Source organism: Pseudomonas sp. M2(2023) (assembly GCF_030263955.1).
GTDB classification, from domain to species: domain Bacteria; phylum Pseudomonadota; class Gammaproteobacteria; order Pseudomonadales; family Pseudomonadaceae; genus Aquipseudomonas; species Aquipseudomonas asiatica.
This window is the reverse complement of the sequence record NZ_CP127114.1, coordinates 1,382,146-1,405,937: the sequence shown is the minus strand read 5'-3', so window position 1 is coordinate 1,405,937 and position 23,792 is coordinate 1,382,146. Positions and strand designations below refer to the sequence as shown.

At 64.1% G+C, this 23,792-nt stretch carries 23 protein-coding genes; 15 read left to right on the top strand and 8 right to left on the bottom strand.

The genetic code is table 11. The features are described from left to right. The first annotated feature begins 88 nt into the window (after window positions 1-88). The 4 genes from QN085_RS06575 to QN085_RS06560 all read left to right on the top strand — a co-directional run bounded on the left by QN085_RS06575 (window position 89) and on the right by QN085_RS06560 (window position 5,248). Window positions 89-1,876, top strand: a complete 1,788-nt coding sequence (locus QN085_RS06575) for an N-acetylglutaminylglutamine amidotransferase (RefSeq protein WP_013971438.1) — start codon at window positions 89-91, stop codon at window positions 1,874-1,876. Between the two features lie 3 nt (window positions 1,877-1,879). Beyond that, a complete protein-coding gene (ngg, locus tag QN085_RS06570) occupies window positions 1,880-3,625 on the top strand; it encodes an N-acetylglutaminylglutamine synthetase (protein ID WP_047594872.1) in 1,746 nt (581 codons plus the stop codon). 128 nt (window positions 3,626-3,753) lie between these two features. Further along, window positions 3,754-4,938, top strand: coding sequence for an osmoprotectant NAGGN system M42 family peptidase (locus tag QN085_RS06565; protein WP_013971436.1), 1,185 nt, complete (start codon window positions 3,754-3,756; stop codon window positions 4,936-4,938). 82 nt (window positions 4,939-5,020) lie between these two features. Further along, window positions 5,021-5,248, top strand: a complete 228-nt coding sequence (locus QN085_RS06560) for a YheU family protein (RefSeq protein WP_013971435.1) — start codon at window positions 5,021-5,023, stop codon at window positions 5,246-5,248. Window positions 5,249-5,362: 114 nt separating this feature from the next. On the opposite strand, the gene csrA is transcribed toward QN085_RS06560, so the two are convergent. Together csrA and QN085_RS06550 are read right to left on the bottom strand one after the other, a co-directional pair. Then, a complete protein-coding gene (csrA, locus tag QN085_RS06555; protein ID WP_003259056.1) occupies window positions 5,363-5,551 on the bottom strand; it encodes a carbon storage regulator CsrA in 189 nt (62 codons plus the stop codon). Between the two features lie 120 nt (window positions 5,552-5,671). Further along, window positions 5,672-6,481, bottom strand: coding sequence for an SDR family oxidoreductase (locus QN085_RS06550; protein ID WP_013971434.1), 810 nt, complete (start codon window positions 6,479-6,481; stop codon window positions 5,672-5,674). A 312-nt stretch (window positions 6,482-6,793) separates the two neighbouring features. Between QN085_RS06550 and QN085_RS06545 the strand changes: the two genes are divergently transcribed. Next, a complete protein-coding gene (locus tag QN085_RS06545) occupies window positions 6,794-6,946 on the top strand; it encodes a DUF3309 family protein (protein ID WP_013971433.1) in 153 nt (50 codons plus the stop codon). A 55-nt stretch (window positions 6,947-7,001) separates the two neighbouring features. Here the strand turns inward: QN085_RS06545 and QN085_RS06540 are convergent, their stop codons facing one another. The 3 genes from QN085_RS06540 to QN085_RS06530 all read right to left on the bottom strand — a co-directional run bounded on the left by QN085_RS06540 (window position 7,002) and on the right by QN085_RS06530 (window position 10,077). Next, window positions 7,002-8,666, bottom strand: coding sequence for a cation acetate symporter (locus QN085_RS06540; protein ID WP_013971432.1), 1,665 nt, complete (start codon window positions 8,664-8,666; stop codon window positions 7,002-7,004). Beyond that, window positions 8,663-8,974, bottom strand: a complete 312-nt coding sequence (locus QN085_RS06535) for a DUF485 domain-containing protein (protein ID WP_003260090.1) — start codon at window positions 8,972-8,974, stop codon at window positions 8,663-8,665. Before QN085_RS06535 ends, QN085_RS06540 begins: the two co-directional genes overlap by 4 nt. Before the next feature lie 242 nt (window positions 8,975-9,216). Next, complete coding sequence (locus QN085_RS06530) at window positions 9,217-10,077, bottom strand: glycine betaine ABC transporter substrate-binding protein (RefSeq protein ID WP_054573879.1); 861 nt, start codon at window positions 10,075-10,077, stop codon at window positions 9,217-9,219. Window positions 10,078-10,274: 197 nt separating this feature from the next. On the opposite strand from QN085_RS06530, the gene QN085_RS06525 reads away from it, so the two are divergent. Continuing rightward, window positions 10,275-11,840 (top strand): glycoside hydrolase family 17 protein, encoded by a 1,566-nt coding sequence (locus QN085_RS06525; protein WP_169774987.1) that lies wholly within the window; start codon window positions 10,275-10,277, stop codon window positions 11,838-11,840. A gap of 85 nt (window positions 11,841-11,925) precedes the next feature. Here the strand turns inward: QN085_RS06525 and QN085_RS06520 are convergent, their stop codons facing one another. Further along, entirely contained in the window at window positions 11,926-12,294 is a 369-nt protein-coding gene (locus QN085_RS06520) for a hypothetical protein (RefSeq protein ID WP_024086431.1), read from the bottom strand. 190 nt (window positions 12,295-12,484) lie between these two features. Between QN085_RS06520 and mlaY the strand changes: the two genes are divergently transcribed. Next, window positions 12,485-13,783 carry a lipid asymmetry maintenance lipase MlaY gene (gene mlaY / locus QN085_RS06515; RefSeq protein ID WP_003260096.1) on the top strand — a complete coding sequence of 433 codons (1,299 nt, stop codon included), beginning with the start codon at window positions 12,485-12,487 and terminating at the stop codon, window positions 13,781-13,783. 73 nt (window positions 13,784-13,856) lie between these two features. Beyond that, window positions 13,857-14,600 (top strand): MlaA family lipoprotein, encoded by a 744-nt coding sequence (locus tag QN085_RS06510; RefSeq protein ID WP_043936071.1) that lies wholly within the window; start codon window positions 13,857-13,859, stop codon window positions 14,598-14,600. A 79-nt stretch (window positions 14,601-14,679) separates the two neighbouring features. Here the strand turns inward: QN085_RS06510 and QN085_RS06505 are convergent, their stop codons facing one another. Next, complete coding sequence (locus QN085_RS06505) at window positions 14,680-15,828, bottom strand: patatin-like phospholipase family protein (protein ID WP_285690009.1); 1,149 nt, start codon at window positions 15,826-15,828, stop codon at window positions 14,680-14,682. A gap of 149 nt (window positions 15,829-15,977) precedes the next feature. Continuing rightward, window positions 15,978-16,913 carry a lipid A biosynthesis lauroyl acyltransferase gene (locus tag QN085_RS06500; RefSeq protein ID WP_024086430.1) on the bottom strand — a complete coding sequence of 312 codons (936 nt, stop codon included), beginning with the start codon at window positions 16,911-16,913 and terminating at the stop codon, window positions 15,978-15,980. Window positions 16,914-17,024: 111 nt separating this feature from the next. Here QN085_RS06500 and minC point away from each other — a divergent pair, with 111 nt between their 5' ends. From minC to QN085_RS06465, 7 genes are all read left to right on the top strand, one after another. Continuing rightward, window positions 17,025-17,783, top strand: a complete 759-nt coding sequence (gene minC, locus QN085_RS06495) for a septum site-determining protein MinC (protein WP_013971424.1) — start codon at window positions 17,025-17,027, stop codon at window positions 17,781-17,783. Window positions 17,784-17,884: 101 nt separating this feature from the next. Continuing rightward, the gene (minD, locus tag QN085_RS06490; protein ID WP_013971423.1) at window positions 17,885-18,697 is read left to right on the top strand and encodes a septum site-determining protein MinD; all 813 of its coding nucleotides are present in this window, start codon (window positions 17,885-17,887) and stop codon (window positions 18,695-18,697) included. A gap of 3 nt (window positions 18,698-18,700) precedes the next feature. After that, window positions 18,701-18,955: a cell division topological specificity factor MinE gene (minE, locus tag QN085_RS06485; protein WP_003252572.1), complete on the top strand. Its 255-nt coding sequence runs from the start codon at window positions 18,701-18,703 to the stop codon at window positions 18,953-18,955. A 160-nt stretch (window positions 18,956-19,115) separates the two neighbouring features. Then, window positions 19,116-19,751 carry an RluA family pseudouridine synthase gene (locus QN085_RS06480; RefSeq protein ID WP_011532730.1) on the top strand — a complete coding sequence of 212 codons (636 nt, stop codon included), beginning with the start codon at window positions 19,116-19,118 and terminating at the stop codon, window positions 19,749-19,751. Window positions 19,752-19,920: 169 nt separating this feature from the next. Next, a complete protein-coding gene (locus tag QN085_RS06475) occupies window positions 19,921-21,210 on the top strand; it encodes a M18 family aminopeptidase (protein WP_013971420.1) in 1,290 nt (429 codons plus the stop codon). A 188-nt stretch (window positions 21,211-21,398) separates the two neighbouring features. Then, window positions 21,399-21,566 (top strand): hypothetical protein, encoded by a 168-nt coding sequence (locus QN085_RS06470; RefSeq protein ID WP_003260099.1) that lies wholly within the window; start codon window positions 21,399-21,401, stop codon window positions 21,564-21,566. A gap of 44 nt (window positions 21,567-21,610) precedes the next feature. Further along, on the top strand, window positions 21,611-23,740 hold the full coding sequence (locus QN085_RS06465; RefSeq protein WP_013971419.1) for a mechanosensitive ion channel family protein: 2,130 nt from the start codon (window positions 21,611-21,613) through the stop codon (window positions 23,738-23,740). The last annotated feature ends 52 nt before the right edge of the window (window positions 23,741-23,792 follow it).

The window sequence follows — 23,792 nt, the reverse complement described above, 5'->3', positions numbered from 1 at the left end:
TAAAACTCTCGCAAACCACATGGGTCAGTTCCTTAAGGTGCCCTAATCCGGGGCACCCCCTCCCCAACGGAAAAACCGGTAAGGACCTATGTGCGGATTAGCAGGAGAGTTGCGTTTTACACCCATCGACCAAGCCCCTCGCCCAGCCGACCTGGCTGCGGTAGAGCGCATAACCCACCACCTGGCGCCCCGCGGCCCGGATGCCTGGGGCTTCCATAGCCAAGGCCCGATCGCCCTCGGCCACCGGCGCCTGAAAATCATGGACCTGTCCGACGGCTCTGCCCAGCCGATGGTGGACAACACCCTGGGCCTGTCGCTGGCCTTCAACGGCGCCATCTACAACTTCCCCGAACTGCGCCAGGAGCTGCAGGCCCTGGGCTACAGCTTCTGGTCCGACGGCGACACCGAGGTGTTGCTGAAGGGCTACCACGCCTGGGGCGCGGCCCTGCTGCCCAAGCTCAATGGCATGTTCGCCCTGGCCATCTGGGAACGCGACAACCAGCGCCTGTTCCTCGCCCGCGACCGCCTGGGCGTAAAGCCCTTGTACCTGTCGCGCAACGGCGAGCGCCTGCGCTTCGCCTCGACCCTGCCAGCGCTGCTCAAGGGGGGTGACATCGACCCGATGCTCGACCCGGTGGCACTCAACCACTACCTGAATTTCCACGCCGTGGTGCCGGCGCCACGCACCCTGCTGGCCAACGTGCAGAAGCTGGAACCCGGTACCTGGATGCGCATCGATCGTCATGGCGAAGTGGAACGCCAGACTTGGTGGCAGCTGCACTACGGCGCCAACCCCGATGAACGTGAGCTGGACCTGGAAGGCTGGACCACCCGCGTGCTCGACGCCACCCGCGACGCCGTGGCCATTCGCCAACGGGCAGCAGTGGACGTAGGTGTACTGCTGTCTGGCGGGGTCGATTCCAGCCTGCTGGTCGGCCTGCTGCGCGAAGTGGGCGTGGATGACCTGTCGACCTTCTCCATCGGTTTCGAGGACGCCGGTGGCGAACGCGGCGACGAGTTCCAGTACTCCGACCTGATCGCCAAGCACTACGGCACCCGTCACCACCAGCTGCGCATTGCCGAGCACGAAATCATCGACCAGTTGCCAGCCGCCTTCCGCGCCATGAGCGAACCCATGGTCAGCCATGACTGCATCGCCTTTTACCTGCTGTCGCGGGAAGTGGCCAGGCACTGCAAGGGCGTGCAAAGCGGCCAGGGCGCCGACGAGCTGTTCGCCGGCTACCACTGGTACCCGCAGGTGGACGGCGCAGAGGATGCCTTTGCCGCCTACCGCGAAGCCTTCTTCGATCGCAGCCACGCCGAGTACCGCGACACCGTGCAGGCACCCTGGCTGCTGGAAAGCGACGCAGCGGGCGACTTCGTCCGTGAACACTTCGCCCGCCCTGGCGCCCCCGATGCGGTAGACAAGGCGCTGCGCCTGGACAGCACGGTGATGCTGGTCGACGACCCGGTCAAACGGGTCGACAACATGACCATGGCCTGGGGCCTGGAGGCGCGCACGCCATTCCTCGACTACCGGCTGGTGGAGCTTTCGGCACGCATTCCGGCACGCTTCAAGCTGCCCGACGGCGGCAAGCAGGTGCTCAAGCAGGCGGCGCGGCGGGTGATCCCGCACGAGGTGATCGACCGCAAGAAGGGCTACTTCCCGGTGCCGGGCCTGAAGCATCTGGAAGGCGCCACCCTCGGCTGGGTACGTGAACTGCTGACCGACCCCAGCCAAGACCGCGGGCTGTTCAACCCGGCCATGCTCGACCGCCTGCTGAGCAACCCGCACGGCCAGCTGACACCGCTACGCGGCTCCAAGCTGTGGCAGCTGGCGGCGCTGAACCTGTGGCTGAGCGAACAAGGAATCTGACCGATGAAAGCCCATGAAATCGCTTACGGTCAGCGCCTGCTGCGCGGCCAGGCGCCGTCCTACGAGCGCCTGCAGGCGCGCCTGGCCGGCGACGGCAGCCAGCCCCACGACCAGCCGCGCGCCGTACATTGCGGCTGGGGCCGGCTGCTGATCGGCCACACCTACCCCAACCCGGCCGACCTGGCCGCCGACCTGCTGGAAGAACGCCCCGGCGAGCGCGATATCGCCCTGTACGTGGCCGCGCCGCAGCAGCTGCTGGCCCAGGCCCCGCAACAACTGTTCCTCGACCCGTCCGATACCCTGCGCCTGTGGTTCACCGACTACCGCCCGGCGCAGCGAGTGTTCCGCGGCTTTCGTGTGCGCCGGGCGCAGAACCCGGGCGACTGGCAGGCGATAAACACCCTGTACCAGGCGCGCGGCATGTTGCCGGTCGACGCCGAGCTGCTTACGCCTCTGCACCTGGGCGGCCCGGCGTACTGGCTGGCCGAGGACGAAGACAGCGGCGCGGTGATCGGCAGCGTCATGGGCCTGAACCACGCCAAGGCGTTCGACGACCCCGAGCACGGCAGCAGCCTCTGGTGCCTGGCGGTAGACCCGCACTGCACCCGCCCCGGCGTGGGCGAGGTGCTGGTGCGCCACCTGATCGAACACTTCATGAGCCGCGGCCTGGCCTACCTGGACCTGTCGGTGCTGCACGACAACCGCCAGGCCAAGCGCCTTTACCAGAAGCTGGGTTTTCGCAACCTGCCGACCTTCGCGGTCAAGCGCAAGAACGGCATCAACGAACAGCTGTTTCTGGGGCCGGGGCCTCAAGCCGACCTCAACCCCTACGCACGCATCATCGTCGACGAAGCGCTGCGTCGAGGCATCGAGGTACAAGTCGACGATGCCGCCGGCGGCCTGTTCACCCTCAGCCTGGGCGGGCGCCGCATTCGCTGCCGTGAGTCGCTCAGCGACCTGACCAGCGCCGTGACCATGACCCTGTGCCAGGACAAGCGCCTTACCCAACATGCCTTGCACAATGCCGGGCTGCAGGTGCCGGCGCAGCAGCTGGCCGGCAATGCCGACGACAACCTGGCGTTTCTCGAAGAGCATGGCGCGGTGGTGGTCAAGCCGGTCGATGGCGAGCAAGGCCAGGGCGTGGCGGTGAACCTCACCTGCATCGACGACATCACCCAAGCCGTGGCGCATGCCCGCCAGTTCGACAGCCGCGTGTTGCTGGAAAGCTTCCATGCCGGGCATGACCTGCGCGTCGTGGTGATCGGCTATGAAGTGGTGGCGGCAGCCATCCGCCACCCAGCGCAAGTGGTGGGCGATGGCAAGCACAGCATCCGCGAGCTGATCGATGCCCAGAGCCGTCGGCGCCAGGCCGCAACCGGTGGCGAAAGCCGCATTCCACTGGATGACGAAACCGAGCGCACCCTGCGCGCGGCGGGCTTTGGCTACGACGACGTGTTGCCCGCCGGCCAGCGCCTGGCCGTGCGACGCACCGCCAACCTGCACACCGGCGGCACCCTGGAAGACGTGACCGAACGCCTGCACCCGGTGCTGGCCGACGCCGCCGTGCGCGCTGCACGGGCGCTGGAGATCCCGGTGGTGGGGCTGGACTTCATGGTGCGCGATGCCGGGCAACCTGAGTACGTGATCATCGAGGCCAACGAGCGTGCCGGCTTGGCCAACCATGAACCGCAACCGACCGCCGAGCGTTTTATCGATCTGCTGTTTCCGCATAGCCGGCCTTTGGCGTAACCGCTGCTGGCCTCTTCGCGGGTAAACCCGCTCCCACAGGTACGGTGCTGCACTCGGGCTCTGTGGGGCCCTGTGGGAGCGGGTTTACCCGCGAAGAGGCCGGCTCAGGAGTAAAGGAGTCCCCAACCATGTCCGACCGACATCCCGAACCCGATCTCGACTACCTCAAGCGCGTGCTGCTGGAGATGCTCGCCATCCCCAGCCCCACCGGCTTCACCGACACCATCGTGCGCTACGTGGCCGAGCGCCTGGACGAACTGGGCATCCCTTTCGAACTGACCCGCCGCGGCACCATCCGCGCCACCCTCAAGGGCCGCCAGACCTCGCCCGACCGCGCCGTATCCGCTCACTTGGACACCATCGGCGCCAGCGTGCGCCAGTTGCAGGACAACGGCCGCCTGGCCCTGGCGCCGGTCGGTTGCTGGTCCAGCCGCTTCGCCGAAGGCAGCCGGGTCAGCGTGTTCACCGATACCGGCGTATACCGGGGCAGCGTGCTGCCGCTGATGGCCAGCGGGCATGCCTTCAACACCGCCATCGACCAGATGCCGGTCAGCTGGGAGCACGTTGAGGTGCGCCTGGACGCCTACTGCGCCACCCGCGCCGACTGCGAGGCGCTGGGTGTAAGCATCGGTGATTTCGTTGCCTTCGACCCGCTGCCCGAATTCACCGAAAGCGGCCACATCAGCGCCCGCCACCTGGACGACAAGGCCGGCGTGGCAGCGCTGCTGGCGGCGCTGAAAGCCGTGGTGGAAAGCGGCCGCCAACCGTTGATCGACTGCCACCCGCTGTTCACCATCACCGAAGAGACCGGCTCGGGAGCGGCTGGCGCCCTGCCCTGGGACGTCAGCGAGTTCGTCGGCATCGACATCGCCCCGGTGGCGCCTGGGCAGGCCTCCAGTGAGCATGCGGTGAGCGTGGCCATGCAGGACTCGTCGGGGCCTTACGACTACCACCTGTCCCGGCACCTGCTGAAACTGGCCGGCGACCACGACCTGCCGGTGCGGCGCGATCTGTTTCGCTACTACTTCAGCGATGCCCATTCGGCAGTGACGGCGGGGCACGATATTCGTACCGCGCTGGTAGCCTTTGGTTGCGATGCCACCCATGGCTACGAGCGAACACACATCGACAGCCTGGCGGCGTTGAGCCGCTTGTTGTCGGCGTACCTGCTTAGCCCGCCGGTGTTTGCCAGTGATTCGCAGCCGGCCAATGCGTCGTTGGAGCGCTTCAGCCACCAGCTGGAACATGATGCACAGATGGAGAGCGATACGCGGGTGCCGGCGGTGGATAGCCTGGTTGGCAACAAGGCTTGAGGCCATGGGGGCTGTGTTGCAGCCCCAAAATCTCGAATGTTTCGCGTAGCATGCCCCCACCAACACCCTAGGCAACGCCAACATGCTGATCCCTTACGACCAACTGCAAGCCGAAACCCTGACCCGCCTGATCGAGGACTTCGTCACCCGTGACGGTACCGACAACGGCGACGACACCCCGCTGGAAACCCGCGTGCTGCGGGTGCGCCAGGCATTGGCCAAGGGCCAGGCGTTCATCCTGTTCGACCCGGAAAGCCAGCAGTGCCAGTTGCTGGCCAAGCATGATGTGCCCCGCGAGCTGCTCGACTAACAGGCCTGGCCTCTTCGCGGGCTCGCCCGCTCCCACAGGCATTTCACAAGTCTTGAGGGCGGTGCAGTACCCGTGGGAGCGGGCGTGCCCGCGAAGAGGCCGGCACAGGCAACATCAAACCCTGCGGGCTTTGGCCTGCTGCCCTTCCTTGATGCGCTTGTACACCTCGGCCCGATGCACCGGTACCTGCCGCGGTGCGTCCACGCCAAAGCGCACCATCCCGTCCCGCGTTTCCACGACCATGATCCGAATGTCATCACCAATCACGATGATCTCTCCCACTTCGCGCCCTATTACCAGCATGCTCCGTTCCTCCAGCGAAAGGGAAAACCAGAGCCTGCCTTGACGGCATAGGGCTACTCAATAGTTCTGCCGTGATTCAGAAGCACCCTACATCTGCCGGTAACTTTCCTTACAGACGAATCATCGCGACCGAGCCTTGGCCCGCATTTTCACCGCCATCTCAGCCATCTCGTCATACAGCCGCTCAGGTGCCTGACGCTTCAGTTGCCAGGCCTGGCGCCCGGCTTCATGGGGCAGGATCAGGAACTCACCAGCGGCAACCTGCCGGTGGATGTATTCGGCGATCTCCGCCGCATTGATCGGCGAGCCTTCAAGCAGCTTGCCAACCTGGGCTTTCATCGCCGGGTTCGGCCCGCGGAACGAGTCCAGCAGGTTGGTCTGGAAGAAAGACGGGCACACCACGTGCACCGCCACTTCCAGTTCGCGTAGCTCGACCAGCAGGCTTTCCGACAGGGCCAGTACGCCGGCCTTGGCCACGTTGTAGTTGCTCATGCCCGGCCCCTGCATCAGCGCAGCCATCGAGGCGATGTTGATGATCCGCCCCTTGCTGCGCTCCAGCAGCGGCAGAAAGGCCTTGCAGCCCTTGACCACGCCCATCAGGTTGACTGCGACCTGCCAGTCCCAGTCCTCCAGCGACAGTTCGGCGAAGAACCCGCCCGAAGCAACGCCGGCGTTGTTGACGATCACATCGATACCACCGAACTGCTCGGTGCAGGCCTGGGCCAGGGCGGTGAGCTGGCTGTAGTCGCGCACGTCGCAACGCTGGGCAAAGCCATCGCCACCGGCTGCGCGGGCCAGCTCCAGGGTTTCGCGCAGGCCGGCTTCGTTGACATCGGCCAGCGCCAGGCGCCAGCCCTCGCGCGCCCAGCGCAGGGCGATCTCGCGACCGAGGCCGGACCCGGCGCCGGTGATCATGATGCGGTTTTGCATGGTGGCTGGCCTTGTTCTGATGGGTTGTGCAACCAGTCTAATCAAGGCCTGATGGGCAGGCAGGGTTCATCAAGGTAGTGAATGGAGGGGCATGACTGTGTGGTCAGTACCGGCCTCTTCGCGGGTAAACCCGCTCCCACAGGATCATCAAAAGCCTGAGGGTTGCGCTGTCCCTGTGGGAGCGGGTTTACCCGCGAAGAGGCCGGTACTGGCAACCATTCAAATGGAATCTTTAACACTCACCACCGGTCCTTATTTACAAGAGGCCAGCAGTCCGAGGCCCTTGACCCTCAACCACGCAAGGACTCCGTCATGACCACGATTCTCATCATCATCCTGATCCTTCTGCTGATTGGTGGCTTACCGGTCTTCCCGCACTCGCGCAGTTGGGGCTATGGCCCGTCCGGCATCATCGGCGTGGTGCTGGTAGTTCTGCTGGTTTTGTTGCTACTAGGCATGATCTAGCAGCGAAAACACAAAAAAACCGCGCCGAAGCGCGGTTTTTTCATTGCCGGAAGGATCAGTGCGAAACAGCACCCGAAGCGCCCAAGCCAGTCTGCGAACGCACGAATTGCGGGAAGAACAGCGCACGTTCGTCTTCGGCAGCCTTGGACTTGTCGGTGACCGAGAAGAACCAGATACCGACGAAGGCGATCAGCATCGAGAACAGCGCCGGGTACTCGTACGGGTAGATCGGCTTCTCGTGGCCGAGGATCTGCACCCAGATGGTCGGGCCGAGGATCATCAGCGTCACCGCGCTCACCAGGCCCAGCCAGCCGCCGATCATGGCACCGCGGGTGGTCAGCTTCTTCCAGTACATCGAGAGCAGCAGTACCGGGAAGTTGCAGCTGGCCGCGATGGAGAACGCCAGGCCGACCATGAAGGCGATGTTCTGCTTCTCGAACAGGATGCCCAGGCCGATCGCCAGTACGCCCAGGGCGACGGTGGTGATCTTCGACACGCGGATCTCGTCCTTGTCGTTGGCCTTGCCCTTGCGCCATACACTGGCGTACAGGTCGTGGGACACCGCCGAGGCACCGGCCAGGGTCAGGCCGGCGACCACCGCCAGGATGGTGGCGAAGGCAACAGCCGAGATGAAGCCGAGGAACACGCTGCCACCCACGGCGTTGGCCAGGTGCACCGCTGCCATGTTGTTGCCACCCAGCAGGGCGCCAGCGGCGTCCTTGAAGTCCGGGTTGGTGCTGACCAGCAGGATGGCGCCAAAGCCGATAATGAAGGTGAGGATGTAGAAGTAGCCGATGAAGCCGGTGGCGTACAGCACGCTCTTGCGCGCTTCCTTGGCGTCACTGACGGTGAAGAAGCGCATCAGGATGTGCGGCAGGCCGGCGGTACCGAACATCAACGCCAGGCCCAGAGAGAATGCCGAGATCGGGTCCTTGACCAGGCCGCCCGGGCTCATGATCGCCTCGCCCTTGGCGTGCACCTTGATTGCCTCGGAGAACAGGGTGTTGAAGTCGAAGCCCACGTGCTTCATTACCATCAGCGCCATGAAGCTGGCACCGGACAGCAGCAACACGGCCTTGATGATCTGTACCCAGGTGGTGGCCAGCATGCCGCCAAACAGCACGTACAGGCACATCAGGATACCCACCAGGATCACCGCCACGTGGTAGTCCAGGCCGAACAGCAGCTCGATCAGCTTGCCGGCACCGACCATCTGCGCGATCAGGTAGAACGCCACCACCACCAGCGAACCGGAGGCCGACAGGGTGCGGATCTCCTTCTGCCCAAGGCGGTACGAGGCCACGTCGGCGAAGGTGTACTTGCCCAGGTTGCGCAGGCGTTCGGCGATCAGGAAGAGGATGATCGGCCAGCCGACCAGGAAGCCGATCGAATAGATCAGGCCGTCGTAGCCAGAGGTGAACACAAGTGCGGAAATACCCAGGAACGAGGCGGCCGACATGTAGTCACCGGCAATCGCCAAGCCGTTCTGGAAGCCGGTGATCTTGCCCCCGGCGGCGTAGTAGTCCGACGCCGACTTGTTGCGCTTGGAGGCCCAGTAGGTGATACCGAGGGTGAAGGCGACGAAGGCCACGAACATGGCGATCGCGGAGACGTTCAGCGGTTGCTTCTGCACCTCGCCGGTCAGGGCATCGGCGGCCCACACGGCGGGTGCGAAGGCTCCGCAGGCCAGTACGGCCAGGGCTTTGGCGTGGCGAATCATTGTTGCGCCTCCTTCAGGATGGCCTTGTTCAGCTCATCGAATTCGCCGTTGGCGCGGCGTACGTAGATGGCGGTCAGGACGAATGCCGAGACGATCAGGCCGACGCCCAGGGGGATGCCCCAGGTAATCGACGACTCAGGGCTGAGCTTGGTGCCCAGGATCTGAGGACCGTAGGCGATCAGGAGGATGAAGGCGCAGTACAGGCCGAGCATGATCGCCGAGAGAATCCAGGCGAACCGTTCGCGTTTGGTGACCAGCTCCTTGAAGCGGGGGCTGTTTTGTATCGAGAGGTAGATGCTGTCGTTCATTGTTTTTGTCCTAGCAGCACAGATAGGGGTGGAACCCACGACCCTTACTTTATGCGGCTATCGGACGCCAACCAGACGACCTTAGTCTTAGATGCAACGGTGTTTTACCGGTTGCGTAACAAAGTGATGGCCCATTCGCGGGCACGCCCGCTCCCACAGGGGCATCACTAGCCCGGAAGGCAGTGATATCCCTGTAGGAGCGGGTTCACCCGCGAAGCAGCAAAACTGGCCCTGACAGGTTGTTATTTGCCAGTCCACTCCTTCACGCGATCAGGGTGCTTGGCCACCCAGTCCTTGGCCGCCGCTTCAGGCTTGGCGCCTTCCTGGATAGCCAGCATCACTTCGCCGATCTCGTCCTTCGACTGCCAGTTGAACTTCTTCAGGAACTCCGCCACTTCCGGGGCCTTGGTCGCCAGTTCCTTGCTGCCGATGCTGTTCACGGTTTCCGCGGCGCCATACACGCCTTTCGGGTCTTCGAGGAACTTCAGCTTCCACTTGGCGAACATCCAGTGCGGTACCCAGCCGGTCACCGCAATCGACTGCTGCTTGGCATAGGCACGGCCCAGTTCTGCTGTCATCGCTGCGCCGGAACTGGCCTGCAGCTTGTAACCGGTCAGGTCGTAGTCCTTGATGGCCTGGTCGGTCTTGAGCATTACGCCGGAGCCGGCGTCGATGCCGACGATCTTCTGCTTGAAGGTGTCATCGGTCTTGAGGTCGGCGATGCTCACCGCCTTGACGTACTCAGGGACGATCAGGCCAATCTTGGCGTCCTTGAAGTTCGGGCCGTAGTCGACCACGTTGTCCTTGTTCTTGGCCCAGTACTCGCCATGGGTTACCGGCAACCACGCCGACAACATGGCGTCGAGCTTGCCGGTTGCCACGCCCTGCCACATGATCCCGGTGGCCACGGCCTGCAACTTCACGTCGTAGCCGAGTTTCTGCTTGATCACTTCGGCGGCCACGTTGGTGGTCGCCACGCTGTCAGCCCAACCATCCACGTAACCAATGCTGACTTCTTTGGCCATTGCCTGTGCCGCGCCCATGGCCAGTACCATGGCGGTGCCCACACCCAGGAAACGTCGCATTTTTGTATTAGCAGCCATCAAAGCATCCCCTCGTCAGGTCTCGGAATTTGCATCATCGTCCTGCAACAATAGTCGACCTGCTCCAGCTACGACCTATATCCGCCCCATATGCGACAGCACTATGCCATTAGCGCCATCGGCCTATGCCGCCCTGCGCGATCCTTGCATGCCAAAAGTTTGGCGCCGGGCTACTATCTACCCTTTTGCGCCTGACGATGGACCGCCCGATGCCCAGTTCTACCCGCCTGCTGCTGCCGTTGTACCTGCTTGCCTGCCTGCTCGCCCTGCTCGGGCTCGGAGGGCTCTGGTACGGGCTTGGCAAGCCGGTGCAACTGCCCGACGCGGCCAGCCCGACGCACAAGCTGCAATGCGCCTCGTATACCCCGTTCGACAAGGACCAGTCGCCCTACGACCAACCGTTGCGCCTGCGCCCGGCCCGCATGGATGCCGACCTGGCGTTGCTGGCCGAGCGTTTCCAGTGCATCCGCACCTATTCCCAGACCGGTCTTGAGGCAATTCCGGCGCTGGCGCGCAAGCATGGCCTGAAGGTGATGCTAGGTGCCTGGGTCAACGCCCACCCGGCCGACACCGAGAAAGAAATCGAGCTGCTGATCGCCGCCGCCAATGCCAACCCCGACGTGGTCAGCGCGGTGATCGTCGGCAACGAGACGCTGCTGCGCAAGGAAGTGACTGGCGCGCACCTGGCCACGCTGATCGCCCGGGTGAAAAGCCAGGTCAAGGTGCCGGTAACCTACGCCGATGTGTGGGAATTCTGGTTGCAGCACCCGCAGGTAGCGCCTGCGGTGGACTTCCTGACTATCCACTTGCTGCCTTACTGGGAAGACGACCCGCGGGGCATCGACGAAGCCCTGGCCCACGTCGCCGATGTGCGCCGGGTGTTCGGCACGCGCTTCGCGCCGAAGGACATTCTGATCGGTGAAACCGGCTGGCCCAGCGAAGGCCGCCAGCGCGAAACCGCGCAGCCCAGCCGGGTCAACGAGGCGCGCTTCATTCGCGGGTTCGTGGCCATGGCCGAAAGCAACGGCTGGCACTACAACCTGATCGAGGCGTTCGACCAGCCATGGAAGCGCGCCAATGAGGGGGCGGTTGGCGGCTACTGGGGGCTTTACGATGCCGACCGGCAGGACAAGGGCGTACTCGAAGGGCCGGTGAGCAACCTGCCTTACTGGCCGCAGTGGTTGCTGGCCAGTGCCGTGCTGATGGTGCTGATGCTGATGCTTGCCGGGCGCCCTGCCACCCCGACGGCAGCCATGCTGCTGCCGTTGCTGGCAGCGTTTGGGGCAGGCTGCCTGGGGCTCTGGGGCGAGCTGATGCGCACCCATGCGCGCTTTGACGGGGAGTGGCTGTGGGCGGTGCTGCTGGCAGGGCTGAACCTGCTGGTGCTGGCCCATGCCGTGCTGGCCCTGGCACGGCGCGCGGGCTGGCGCGAACGCCTGTACGCCTGGTTGCAGGCGCGGGCCGGCTGGCTGTTGCTGGCGGCGGGTTTTGCCGCGGCGGTGAGCATGCTGGCGATGGTGTTCGACCCACGCTACCGCAGCTTCCCCAGCGCAGCGTTGGCGTTGCCGGCGCTGGTGTTTGCAGTGTGGCCGGTGCGGGCGCGGCGTGCGGAGGTAGCGTTACTGGCGTTCATCGTCGGTGCCGGGGTGGCGCCGCAGTTGTTTGTGGAAGGGTTGGAGAACCGACAGGCCTGGGGGTGGGCAGTGGTCAGTGTGCTGATGACCGCGGCCTTGTGGCGGAGCTTGCGGCTGCGCCCGGCCTGATATCTTTGGGACCGCGCCGATTTCATAGGCAGCTTAACTCCTGTGGGAGCTGGCTTGCCTGCGATGGGCCGCAAAGCGGCCCCTTTCAGCCTTGATCCGGCGACCTGACCAACCGCAACCCCGCCAACACCAGCGCGAACACGGCAATGCTGGCGGTATACAGCACCAGTGCCGGCACCGCGAACACCAACGCCACCACCGCCAGCCACCAGCCGCCACGGCCGGCAACGACCTGCGCCAGCAGCGCCAGCCCCAGCCCGCTCCAGGCCATCACCTGATGATGAATGCCCAACCCCAACAAAGACCGCACCTCACACTGCCAGTACGCCGCCGGCGCCGTGCACAGCCCCACCCACTGCCCGTCCTCCATCAGCCCATAGCGCACGCCATAACTGGCAGCAAGCCAGAGCCCCAGAAACAGCACAAGCAGCGCAGCCGGCAGCGAACGAGACATCCAGCTCTCCAATAGCGGTAATCGAAAGCATCCATGATCGCTTATGCCCAGTTGTAAGGCAAAATCACATCCCTGCAGCTATGTTGCAGATAACAAGCACACCAAAGACCACCGCACCTGGCAACTTTGCCCGGCCCGTTGTGGTCCTAGCCTGCACACTGCTCGACCTTGCGTTCTTTTGGGGGATTACATGCTTCGATCTTTGCGCCTCGCTGCCTTGCTCGGTGGCCTGCTCATGGCTGTGGCCGCTTCGGCGCGGGATATCGACGCCGCGAGCTATGGTTTCCCCTTGACCAACCCGTTCGAGGCAACCATCGCCACCACGCCACCGGACCAGCGCCCCACCCTGCCCGAAGATGACGAAATCAACCAGTCCGACTACAGCCTCAACCTGCGCCCGGACCGTGAATTCACTCTGCCGGACAATTTCTGGGCGGTGAAAAAGCTCAAGTACCGCCTGGCCCGCCAGGACCGCGAGGCGCCGCTGATCTTCATCATCGCCGGCACCGGTGCGCCCTACACCAGCAGCATCAACGAATACCTGAAGAAGCTGTTCTACCAGGCCGGCTTCCACGTGGTGCAGCTGTCGTCGCCAACCAGTTACGACTTCATGAGCGCCGCCTCGCGCTTCGCCACCCCAGGCGTCAGCCAGGAGGATGCCGAAGACATGTACCGGGTGATGCAGGCCGTGCGTGCCCAGCACCCGCGCCTGCCGATCAGCGAGTTCTACCTCACCGGCTACAGCCTGGGCGCACTCGACGCTGCCTTTGTCAGCCACCTGGACGAAACCCGCCGCAGCTTCAACTTCAAGCGTGTACTGCTGCTGAACCCGCCGGTCAACCTGTACACCTCGATCAACAACCTGGACAAGCTGGTGCAGACCCAGGTCAAGGGCATCGACCGCAGCACCACCTTCTACGAGCTGATGTTGGCCAAGCTGACCCGCTACTTCCAGGAAAAGGGCTACATCGACCTCAATGAGGCCTTGCTGTACGACTTCCAGCAGTCGCGCCAGCACCTGTCCAACGAGCAGATGGCCATGCTGATCGGCACCTCGTTCCGCTTCTCGGCAGCCGACATTGCCTTTACCTCCGACCTGATCAACCGCCGCGGCCTGATCATTCCGCCGAAGTTCCCGATCACCGAGGGCAGCAGCCTCACGCCATTCTTCAAGCGTGCCCTGCAGTGCGACTTCGACTGCTACATGACCGAGCAGGTCATCCCCATGTGGCGCGCCCGGACCGACGGCAACAGCATCCTGCAACTGGTCAACCAGGTCAGCCTGTATGCACTTGAAGACTACCTGAGCAGCAGCGACAAGATCGCCGTGATGCACAACGCCGACGACGTCATCCTCGGCCCTGGTGACATCGGCTTCCTGCGCAAGGTGTTCGGTGAGCGTCTGACCCTTTACCCCCATGGCGGCCATTGCGGCAACCTCAATTACCGCGTCAACAGTGACGCCATGCTGGAGTTCTTCCGTGGTTAACAAACTCCTCTTCGCCACTGCCCTGTTCGCCGCCGGCCACGCCCTGGCTGCCGAAACCGCCCCCCGGGCCAGCGTGGTCGAGGCCGACCCGCAAGTCACCGAAGCGCCACTGGCGCCCGAGACCGATGGTTTCCTCGACCCGCTGCGTGAGCTGAAATTCAACCCGGGGCTGGACCAGCGCGAGTTCGAGCGCTCCACCCTGCAAGCGCTGAACGTGTACGACCCGCTGGAGTCGATCAACCGGCGCGTCTATCACTTCAACTACCGTCTGGACCAATGGGTGCTGCTGCCGATGGTAAGCGGCTACCAATACGTCACCCCGCGCTTCGTGCGCACCGGGGTGACCAACTTCTTCAACAACCTGGGCGACGTGCCGAACCTGTTCAACAGCGTGTTGCAGCTCAAGGCCAAGCGCTCGGCCGAGATCACCGCGCGGCTGATGTTCAACACCATCATCGGCGTGGGTGGGCTTTGGGACCCGGCAACCAAGATGGGCCTGCCGCGGCAAAGTGAAGACTTTGGCCAGACCTTGGGCTTCTATGGCGTACCGGACGGGCCGTACCTGATGCTGCCGGTGCTGGGGCCTTCGAACCTGCGCGATACCACCGGGCTGGTGGTGGACTATGCAGGCGAACAGGCGATCAACTACCTGAACGTGGCCGAAGCCAGCAGCGACCACCCGGAAATCTCCGTGCTGCGCGTGGTGGACAAGCGCTACAGCACCAAATTCCGCTATGGCCAGCTCAACTCGCCGTTCGAGTACGAGAAGGTGCGGTATGTGTATACCCAGGCGCGCAAGTTGCAGATAGCCGAGTAGGCAGGCCAGGCCTCTTCGCGGGTATCGTGCGATCCCTGTGGGAGCGGGTTTACCCGCGAAGAGGCCGGCACAAGCAACATCAAATCCCCAGGAACTGGCAAAGCTCCCGCTTCTTGGCCAAGGCATCCTTTCGCCCCAGCTCTATCAGCTCGCTGCAGTAACTGGCCTCGAACAGCAAATAGCTCAACACCCCCGCCCCGCTGGTACGCGTCGCCCCCGGCCCACGCAGGAACATGCGCAACGCCGCCGGCAACTCGCGCCGATGTCGCGCGGCAATCTCGTCCAGCGGCTGGCTGGGCGCCACCACCAGCACGTCGATCGGCGCCAGGCCCAAGCGCCGGGCGTCCAGGTGCGCCGGCAACAGGTGGCTCAGGTGGTTGAGGCGCTGCAGCAGCTCGATGTCGTCTTCCAGGCTGTCAATGAACGTACTGTTGAGCATGTGCCCGCCGATCTGCGCCAGGCTCGGCTGCTGGCCGCTGAACACGCGCTGGGTCGGCAACGGTGGCGCCGGCCGCTGCGGGTTGCCACTGACCCCGACTACCAGTACCCGGCTGGCGCCCAGGTGCAGGGCCGGGCTGATCGGTGCCGACTGGCGCACCGCACCATCGCCGAAATATTCATCACCCAGCCGCACCGGGGCGAACAGCAACGGGATGGCCGCGCTGGCCAGCAGATGATCGATGGTCAATGGCGTGGGCATGCCGATACGGCGATGGCGCAACCAGGCTTCGATGGTGCCGCGGCCCTGGTAGAAGGTCACCGCCTGGCCGGACTCGTAGCCAAACGCGGTCACCGCGACGGCGCGCAGTTGCTCGGCGGCCAGGGAGTGGGCGATGCCGTCCAGGTTCAGGTGCGCCTGCAGCAAGCCGCGCAATGGGCTGCTGTCCAGGAGCGCCACTGGCGCCGGGCCACCCACGCCCAGCAGGTTGTGGGCGACGAAGCGGCTGGCCTGGCGGACTACACCGGGCCAGTCGCTGCGGATGACCAGGTGGCTGCGGAAGTTCTGCCAGAAGGCGGTGAGCCGTTGTACGGCATCGCTGAAATGGGTGGCGCCGCTGGCCAGGGTGACGGCGTTGATGGCCCCGGCGGAGGTGCCCACGATGACCGGGAACGGGTTGCGCGCGCCGGCGGGCAGCAATTCGGCAATGCCGGCCAGCACGCCCACCTGGTAGGCGGCGCGGGCGCCGCCGCCAGAAAGGATAAGACCGGTTACCGGGGGTGGGGCCATTGGAGTCCTTCCTGGGGTTGATGTGCTGTCAGTGCTGGCCCTTTCGCGGGTAAACCCGCTCCTACAGGTTCTTCACCGGCCTTGAAGGCTGTGCAATACCTGTGGGAGCGGGTTTACCCGCGAAAGGGCCCGCACAGGCAAAACAAAATTCAGCGCTTCTTCTTGTCATACAGCCGCGGCTCCCCTTCGGGTCGCGACTTGAACCGGCGATGCGCCCACAGGTACTGCTCGGGGCATTCGCGCAACACGCTTTCCACCCACTGGTTGATTCGCAGGCAGTCAGCCTCTTCGCTCTCCCCGGGGAAATCCGCCAGCGGCGGGTGGATCACCAGGCGATAGCCGCTGCCGTCCTCCAGGCGCTTCTGGGTGAACGGAATCACCTGCGCCTTGCCCAACCGGGCAAACTTGGTGGTAGCGGTCACCGTCGCCGCCGGGATGCCGAACAGCGGCACGAACAGGCTCTGCTTGGCGCCGTAGTCCTGGTCGGGTGCGTACCAGATCGCCCGGCCCGAACGCAGCAGCTTGAGCATGCCGCGCACATCCTCGCGCTCCACCGCCAGCGAGTCGAGGTTATGCCGCTCGCGGCCGCTGCGCTGGATGAAGTCGAACAGCGGGTTGCCATGCTCGCGGTACATGCCGTCGATGGTGTGCTGCTGGCCCAGCAGTGCGGCGCCGATTTCCAGGGTGGTGAAGTGCACCGCCATCAGGATGGCCCCCTGCCCCGCCTGCTGGGCGGCCTGCAGGTGCTCCAGCCCCTCGACATGGGCCAAGCGCGCCAACCGGGCCTTGGGCCACCACCAGCTCATGGCCATTTCGAAGAAGGCGATACCGGTGGAGGCGAAGTTGGCCTTGAGCAGGCGCTGCCGTTCGTCGACCGACAGCTCCGGGAAGCACAGCTCCAGGTTGCGCGCGGCAATGCGCCGCCGCTCACCGGCAAAGCGGTACATCACCGCTCCCAGCGCGGCACCGACTTTCAACAGGACCCGATACGGCAACTGGACCACCAGCCACAGCAGGCCCAGGCCCAGCCACAGGCCCCAGAAACGTGGGTGAAGGAAATAGGGACGAAAACGCGGGCGTTCCATTGAAGCTTCCGGAAAGACAAAGGCCGCGCATTCTACAACGGATCAGCGCATGTTGCGGGCAACCGGTCTTATCGTTATAAGTCAGGGCACTTTTTTCGCAACAAGCCGTCTATGCAGACCATGAGCCCAAACCACACACCCGACACCGCCTCCGTGTTCCAGCTCAAGGGCAGCATGCTCGCCATTACAGTGCTGGAGCTGGCGCGCAATGACCTTGAAGCCCTCGACCGCCAACTGGCGGCCAAAGTCGCCCAGGCACCGAACTTCTTCAGCAACACGCCACTGGTGCTGGCGCTGGACAAGCTGCCGGCCGACGAGGGGGCAATCGACCTGCCCGGCTTGATGCGGATCTGCCGCCACCACGGCCTGCGTACCCTGGCCATCCGTGCCAACCGCATCGAGGACATCGCCGCCGCCATCGCCATCGACCTGCCGGTGCTGCCGCCATCCGGCGCGCGCGAGCGGCCGCTGGAGCCCGAACCCGAGGTGAAGAAGCCCGAGCCGGCCCCTGTCCCGCCACCAATCCTCGAACCCGAGGTACGCCCGACCCGCATCATCACTACGCCAGTACGTGGCGGCCAGCAGATCTACGCCCAGGGCGGCGACCTGGTGGTGACCGCTTCGGTCAGCCCGGGGGCGGAACTTCTGGCCGATGGCAACATCCATGTGTACGGCGCCATGCGCGGCCGCGCCCTGGCCGGCATCAAAGGCAACACCAAGGCACGTATCTTCTGTCAGCAGATGACCGCCGAAATGGTCTCCATCGCCGGCCAGTACAAGGTCTGCGAGGACCTGCGCCGCGACCCGCTGTGGGGTACCGGCGTGCAAGTCAGCCTGTCTGGCGACGTGTTGAACATCACCCGTCTTTAACGGATACTTGCCAGCATTTTTAGTGCAACTTTTCTTACCGTTGCCATTTATTTGTATTTTTGCAGGGACGTGTGTCCCGATTATTTTAGGGGTGAAACACCTTGGCCAAGATTATCGTGGTTACTTCCGGCAAGGGGGGTGTGGGCAAGACCACCACCAGCGCCGCCATTGGTACCGGCCTCGCACTGCGTGGCCACAAGACCGTCATCGTCGACTTCGACGTGGGCCTGCGTAACCTCGACCTGATCATGGGCTGCGAACGCCGCGTGGTGTACGACTTCGTCAACGTGGTCAACGGCGAAGCCAACCTGCAACAGGCCCTGATCAAGGACAAGCGCCTCGAGAACCTGTACGTGCTGGCCGCCAGCCAGACCCGTGACAAGGACGCGCTGACCCAGGAAGGCGTGGAAAAGGTCCTGATGGAGCTGAAGAAAGACTTCGACTTCGTCATCTGCGACTCGCCGGCCGGTATCGAGAAAGGCGCACACCTGGCCATGTACTTTGCCGACGAAGCCGTCGTGGTCACCAACCCCGAGGTATCCTCGGTACGAGACTCCGACCGCATGCTGGGCATCCTGTCGAGCAAGTCGCGCCGCTCCGAGAACGGCGAAGAGCCGATCAAGGAACACCTGCTGATCACCCGCTACCACCCGGAGCGCGTGGAAAAGGGCGAAATGCTGAGCATCGCCGACGTCGAAGAGATCCTGGCGATCAAGCTCAAGGGTGTGATCCCCGAGAGCCAGGCAGTTCTCAAGGCTTCCAACCAGGGTATCCCGGTCATCCTCGACGACCAGAGCGATGCCGGCCAGGCCTATAGCGATACCGTCGACCGTCTGCTGGGCAAAGAAAAGCCCCTGCGGTTCATCGAAGTGCCGAAGCAAGGATTCTTCGCGCGCCTGTTTGGAGGCAAGTAAACCATGAACCTTTTTGACTTCTTTCGTGGCAGACAGAAACAGACCAGCGCGTCGGTAGCGAAAGAGCGTCTACAGATCATCGTGGCGCACGAGCGCGGCCAACGCAGCGAACCGGACTACCTGCCAGCGCTGCAGAAAGAACTGCTGGAAGTGATCCGCAAATATGTGAACATCGGCAACGATGATGTGCATATCGAGCTGGAAAACCAGGGTAGCTGCTCGATTCTGGAGCTGAACATCACCTTGCCGGATCGCTGATCCGGCGACCAGGTTTTGATCATTGGGGCTGCTTTGCAGCCCATCGCGACACAAGGCCGCTCCTACAAGGGTTATGCATTTCCCCTGTAGGAGCGGCCTTGTGTCGCGATGGGCCGCAAGGCGGCCCCAGTGTTTTCCCCGATATAACCGAGACCAAGCAATGCCGCTGTCCAACATCCAGATCCTGCACGAAGACGCCGCCATCCTGGTGATCAACAAGCCGACCCTGCTGCTGTCGGTACCCGGCCGCGCCGAGGACAACAAGGACTGCCTGATCACTCGCCTGCAGGAAAACGGCTACCCCGACGCGCTGATCGTGCACCGCCTGGACTGGGAAACTTCCGGCATCATCCTGCTGGCACGGGATGCCGACAGCCATCGTGAGCTGTCGCGCCAGTTCCACGACCGCGAAACCGAAAAGGCCTACACCGCGCTGTGCTGGGGCCAGCCGGCGCTGGACAGCGGCAGCATCGACCTGCCGCTGCGCTACGACCCGCCGACCAAGCCACGGCATGTGGTGGACCACGAGCAGGGCAAGCATGCGCTGACCTTCTGGCGCATCGTCGAGCGCTGCGGTGATTACTGCCGGGTAGAGCTGACACCGATTACCGGGCGTTCGCACCAGTTGCGCGTGCACATGCTGTCGATCGGGCACCCGCTGCTGGGCGACCGGCTGTATGCCAACCCCGAGGCACTGGCTGCCCATGAACGGCTGTGCCTGCATGCATCGATGCTGAGCTTTACCCACCCGGTGTCCGGGGAGCGGTTGAAGTTCGAGTGCCCTGCGCCCTTCTGATTGTGTACAGCCTGTACTGGCCTCTTCGCGGCTAAAGCCGCTCCCACAGGGACCGCACCGCTTTCGACGGTTGTGCAGTACCTGTGGGAGCGGCTTCAGCCGCGAAGAGGCAGACACAATTTGTCGACCTAATACGCTAAACTCGCGCCACTGCTGTCTGGAGTGAGCTATGCGCGACGCACTGAATTCTGGCCTTATCGACTTCCTCAAGGCCTCCCCCACGCCCTTCCATGCCACCGCCAGCCTGGCCCAGCGCCTGGAAGCTGCCGGCTACCAGCGCCTGGACGAGCGCGACAGCTGGGTCACGGTACCTGGCGGCCGCTACTACGTCACCCGTAACGACTCGTCGATCATCGCCATCAAGCTGGGCAAGCAGGCACCGTTGCTGAACGGCATCCGCATGGTCGGTGCCCACACCGACAGCCCGTGCCTGCGGGTCAAGCCGCAGCCCGAGCTGCAGCGCCAGGGCTTCCTGCAGCTGGGCGTCGAAGTGTATGGCGGCGCCCTGCTGGCGCCATGGTTCGACCGCGACCTGTCGCTGGCCGGCCGGGTCACATATCGCCGAGACGGCAAGGTCGAAAGCCAGCTGATCGACTTCAAGCTGCCGATCGCGGTCATTCCCAACCTGGCAATCCATCTCAACCGCACCGCCAACGAAGGCTGGGCGATCAACCCGCAGAACGAGCTGCCGCCGATCCTGGCCCAGGTGGCGGGTGACGAGCGCATCGACTTCCGCGCCCTGCTCACCGAGCAACTGGCCCGCGAGCACGAGCTGATCGCCGACGTGGTGCTGGATTACGAGCTGAGCTTCTACGACACCCAAAACGCCGCGCTGGTCGGCCTGAACGGCGACTTCATCGCCGGCGCGCGCCTGGACAACCTGTTGTCGTGCTATGCCGGCCTGCAGGCACTGCTGGCCGCCGACAGCGACGAGACCTGCGTACTGGTGTGCAACGACCATGAAGAAGTCGGCAGCTGCTCGGCCTGTGGCGCCGACGGGCCGATGCTGGAGCAGACCCTGCAACGCCTGCTGCCGGATGGCGACGCCTACGTGCGCACCATCCAGCGCTCGCTGATGGTGTCGGCCGACAACGCCCACGGCGTGCACCCCAACTACGCCGACAAGCACGACGGCAACCACGGGCCCAAGCTCAACGCCGGGCCGGTAATCAAGGTGAACAACAACCAGCGCTACGCTACCAACAGCGAAACCGCCGGGTTCTTCCGTCACCTGTGCATGGCCGAGGAAGTGCCGGTGCAGAGCTTCGTGGTACGCAGCGACATGGGCTGTGGTTCGACCATCGGGCCGATTGCGGCCAGCCACCTGGGCGTGCGTACGGTGGATATCGGCTTGCCGACCTTTGCCATGCATTCGATTCGCGAACTGTGCGGCAGCCATGACCTGGCGCACCTTGTGAAGGTGCTGAGCGCCTTCTACCGTTGCCGCGAGTTGCCCTGATGCCTTGATGCAAGCAGGCCCGGCCTCTTCGCGGGTAAACCCGCTCCCACAGGTACCGCACAGTTCCTGTGGGAGCGGGTTCACCCGCGAAGAGGCCGGGCCTGCTTGCACCTGCTGAAGGTCAATCCCGCTTCGCCCGCTACCCGCTATGCTTGTTACATGGCCCCACTGCAAAAGGATTGCTGTCCATGTCCCCGTTCCTGTCCCTGTTCGTGCCGGTGTTTCTGTTCCTGTTGCTGCTGACCATCGGTTTCAGCCTGCGCGAGCGCAATATCGGCGTTGTGATGATGTGGGTCGGCACACTGGGTATCTTCGGCCTCACCTGCTGGAAAATCCTGGAGCAACTGCCGTCGTGAACCTCTACACTCGGTCAATCGTTTGACCTGAGGTAGTTTTGCCAGTGCCTGCTCTCCTGCGTTGCCTGTTCCTGCTGCTGTTCCTGTTTGTCACCCCGTTACAGGCTGCGGGCCTGCCAGGCCTGCTGGGTGGCAGCGCGCCCGCGCAGCCAGAAGCCAGCGAACCGCTGGGCAAGTCGCTGGACGAGGTGATCAAGAACCTGGAAAACGACCAGCAGCGGGCCAAGCTCCTGGCCGACCTGAAAAAGCTGCGCGACGCCACCAGGCAATCGCAACCCACCGTCGAACAGGGCGTGCTCGGCCTGATCGGCGGCGCCCTGCAGGACTTCGAAAAGCAGTTCAGCGGCGATGCCAGCCCGTTCCATCGCTGGGCCGCGGAAATCGAACAGGCCCAGGCCGAACTGACCGAGTTGATGGTGCCGGTGCACCAGTGGCCGGCCATTCTGTTCGGCTTTGCCGCCGTCATCGCCGTCTGGAGCGTGCTGGCCTACGCCTTCAACTGGGTCGGGCATCGGGTACGCCTGCGTTTTGGCCTGAGCGAGGAACTGCCGCAGCACCCACGCACCTGGGATCTGGTGCGCTTTGCCCTGCGCAAGCTGGGCCCATGGCTGGTGGCGCTGGTGTTCACCGTTTACCTGAGCTTCGTGCTGCCGCCGTCGCTGGGCAAGTCGCTGGCCATGGTGCTGGCCTACGCACTGGTGGTCGGCACCTGCTTCTCGGCCATCTGCGTGATTGCCTTCTCGCTGCTCGACGGCCCCCACCGCCACCGCGCCCTGTACATCCTGCGCCACCAGGCCTTCCGCCCGCTGTGGCTGATCGGCAGTTTCGCCGCGTTTGGCGAAGCGATGAGCGACCCGCGCCTGATGGTCGCCCTCGGCACCCACCTGGCCCACGCCCTGGCTACCCTGGCCAACGTGATCGCGGCGCTGTGCACCGGGCTGTTCATCCTGCGCTTCCGTCGCCCGATCGCCCACCTGATCCGCAACCAGCCGCTGTCACGGCGCCTGACCCGGCGCACCCTCAGCGACACCATCGAGATCCTCGGCAGCTTCTGGTTCGTGCCGGCACTGATCCTGGTGGCGATTTCGCTGTTCGCAACCTTTATCTCGGCCGGCGACACCAGCACCGCCCTGCGCCAGTCGCTGATGTGCACGGTGCTGGTGGTGGTGTGCATGGTGCTCAACGGCCTGGTGCGCCGCCACGCCGCCAACCCCAAGCGCGCCAGCAAGCGCCAGGCGGTGTACGCCGAACGCCTGCGCAACTTCGGCTACCTGCTGGTGCACCTGTTCATCTGGCTGGTGTTCATCGAACTGGGGCTGCGTGTGTGGGGCCTGTCGATGATCAGCTTCGCCGAGGGCGACGGCCACGACATAAGCGTGCGCCTGCTGGGCCTGGCCGGCACGCTGATCGTCGCCTGGCTGGTGTGGATCCTTGCCGACACCGCCGTGCACCACGCCCTGGTGCGTTCGCGCCGGGGCCTGGCCAACGCCCGCGCGCAAACCATGATGCCGTTGATCCGCAATGTGATGTTCGTGGTCATCTTCATCATCGCGGTGATTGTCGCCCTGGCCAACATGGGCATGAACGTCACCCCGCTGCTGGCGGGTGCCGGTGTGATCGGCTTGGCCATCGGCTTTGGTGCCCAGTCGCTGGTGGCCGACCTGATCACCGGCTTGTTCATCATCATCGAGGACTCGCTGGCCATCGACGACTACGTGGATGTGGGCGGCCACCTGGGCACGGTGGAGGGGCTGACCATCCGTACCGTACGCCTGCGTGACATCGACGGCATCGTGCATACCATCCCGTTCAGCGAGATCAAGAGCATCAAGAACTACTCGCGCGAGTTCGGCTACGCGATCTTCCGCGTGGCGATCCCGCACAGCATGAACATCGACCAGGCCATCACGCTGATTCGCGAAGTGGGGCAGAAGCTGCGCAACGACCCGCTGATGCGCCGCAACATCTGGTCGCCGCTGGAGCTGCAAGGGGTGGAGAGCTTCGAGTCGGGGTCGGCGATCTTGCGAGCGCGGTTCAAGACTGCGCCGATCAAGCAGTGGGAAGTGTCGCGGGCCTTCAACCTGGCTTTGAAGCGGCAGCTGGATGAGGCCGGGCTGGATTTGGCAACGCCACGGTTGTCAGTGCAGGTAGTGACTGCCGGTTCTTCCAGTTAAGGCCTATTCGCGGGTGAACCCGCTCCCACAAGTACTGTGCAAAGGCTGAAAC

Excerpts from the sequence above, each read along its gene's own strand:
- QN085_RS06520 (WP_024086431.1), bottom strand. The coding sequence starts at position 12,294 with ATGTCTCGTTCGCTGCCGGCTGCGCTGCTTGTGCTGTTTCTGGGGCTC.
- QN085_RS06525 (WP_169774987.1), top strand. The coding sequence starts at position 10,275 with ATGGACCGCCCGATGCCCAGTTCTACCCGCCTGCTGCTGCCGTTGTAC.
- QN085_RS06500 (WP_024086430.1), bottom strand. The coding sequence starts at position 16,913 with ATGGAACGCCCGCGTTTTCGTCCCTATTTCCTTCACCCACGTTTCTGG.
- QN085_RS06545 (WP_013971433.1), top strand. The coding sequence starts at position 6,794 with ATGACCACGATTCTCATCATCATCCTGATCCTTCTGCTGATTGGTGGC.
- QN085_RS06480 (WP_011532730.1), top strand. The coding sequence starts at position 19,116 with ATGCCGCTGTCCAACATCCAGATCCTGCACGAAGACGCCGCCATCCTG.
- QN085_RS06575 (WP_013971438.1), top strand. The coding sequence starts at position 89 with ATGTGCGGATTAGCAGGAGAGTTGCGTTTTACACCCATCGACCAAGCC.
- QN085_RS06475 (WP_013971420.1), top strand. The coding sequence starts at position 19,921 with ATGCGCGACGCACTGAATTCTGGCCTTATCGACTTCCTCAAGGCCTCC.
- QN085_RS06540 (WP_013971432.1), bottom strand. The coding sequence starts at position 8,666 with ATGATTCGCCACGCCAAAGCCCTGGCCGTACTGGCCTGCGGAGCCTTC.
- QN085_RS06530 (WP_054573879.1), bottom strand. The coding sequence starts at position 10,077 with ATGGCTGCTAATACAAAAATGCGACGTTTCCTGGGTGTGGGCACCGCC.
- csrA (WP_003259056.1), bottom strand. The coding sequence starts at position 5,551 with ATGCTGGTAATAGGGCGCGAAGTGGGAGAGATCATCGTGATTGGTGAT.
- minE (WP_003252572.1), top strand. The coding sequence starts at position 18,701 with ATGAACCTTTTTGACTTCTTTCGTGGCAGACAGAAACAGACCAGCGCG.
- QN085_RS06505 (WP_285690009.1), bottom strand. The coding sequence starts at position 15,828 with ATGGCCCCACCCCCGGTAACCGGTCTTATCCTTTCTGGCGGCGGCGCC.
- QN085_RS06560 (WP_013971435.1), top strand. The coding sequence starts at position 5,021 with ATGCTGATCCCTTACGACCAACTGCAAGCCGAAACCCTGACCCGCCTG.
- minC (WP_013971424.1), top strand. The coding sequence starts at position 17,025 with ATGCAGACCATGAGCCCAAACCACACACCCGACACCGCCTCCGTGTTC.
- ngg (WP_047594872.1), top strand. The coding sequence starts at position 1,880 with ATGAAAGCCCATGAAATCGCTTACGGTCAGCGCCTGCTGCGCGGCCAG.
- mlaY (WP_003260096.1), top strand. The coding sequence starts at position 12,485 with ATGCTTCGATCTTTGCGCCTCGCTGCCTTGCTCGGTGGCCTGCTCATG.
- QN085_RS06550 (WP_013971434.1), bottom strand. The coding sequence starts at position 6,481 with ATGCAAAACCGCATCATGATCACCGGCGCCGGGTCCGGCCTCGGTCGC.
- QN085_RS06470 (WP_003260099.1), top strand. The coding sequence starts at position 21,399 with ATGTCCCCGTTCCTGTCCCTGTTCGTGCCGGTGTTTCTGTTCCTGTTG.
- QN085_RS06565 (WP_013971436.1), top strand. The coding sequence starts at position 3,754 with ATGTCCGACCGACATCCCGAACCCGATCTCGACTACCTCAAGCGCGTG.
- QN085_RS06535 (WP_003260090.1), bottom strand. The coding sequence starts at position 8,974 with ATGAACGACAGCATCTACCTCTCGATACAAAACAGCCCCCGCTTCAAG.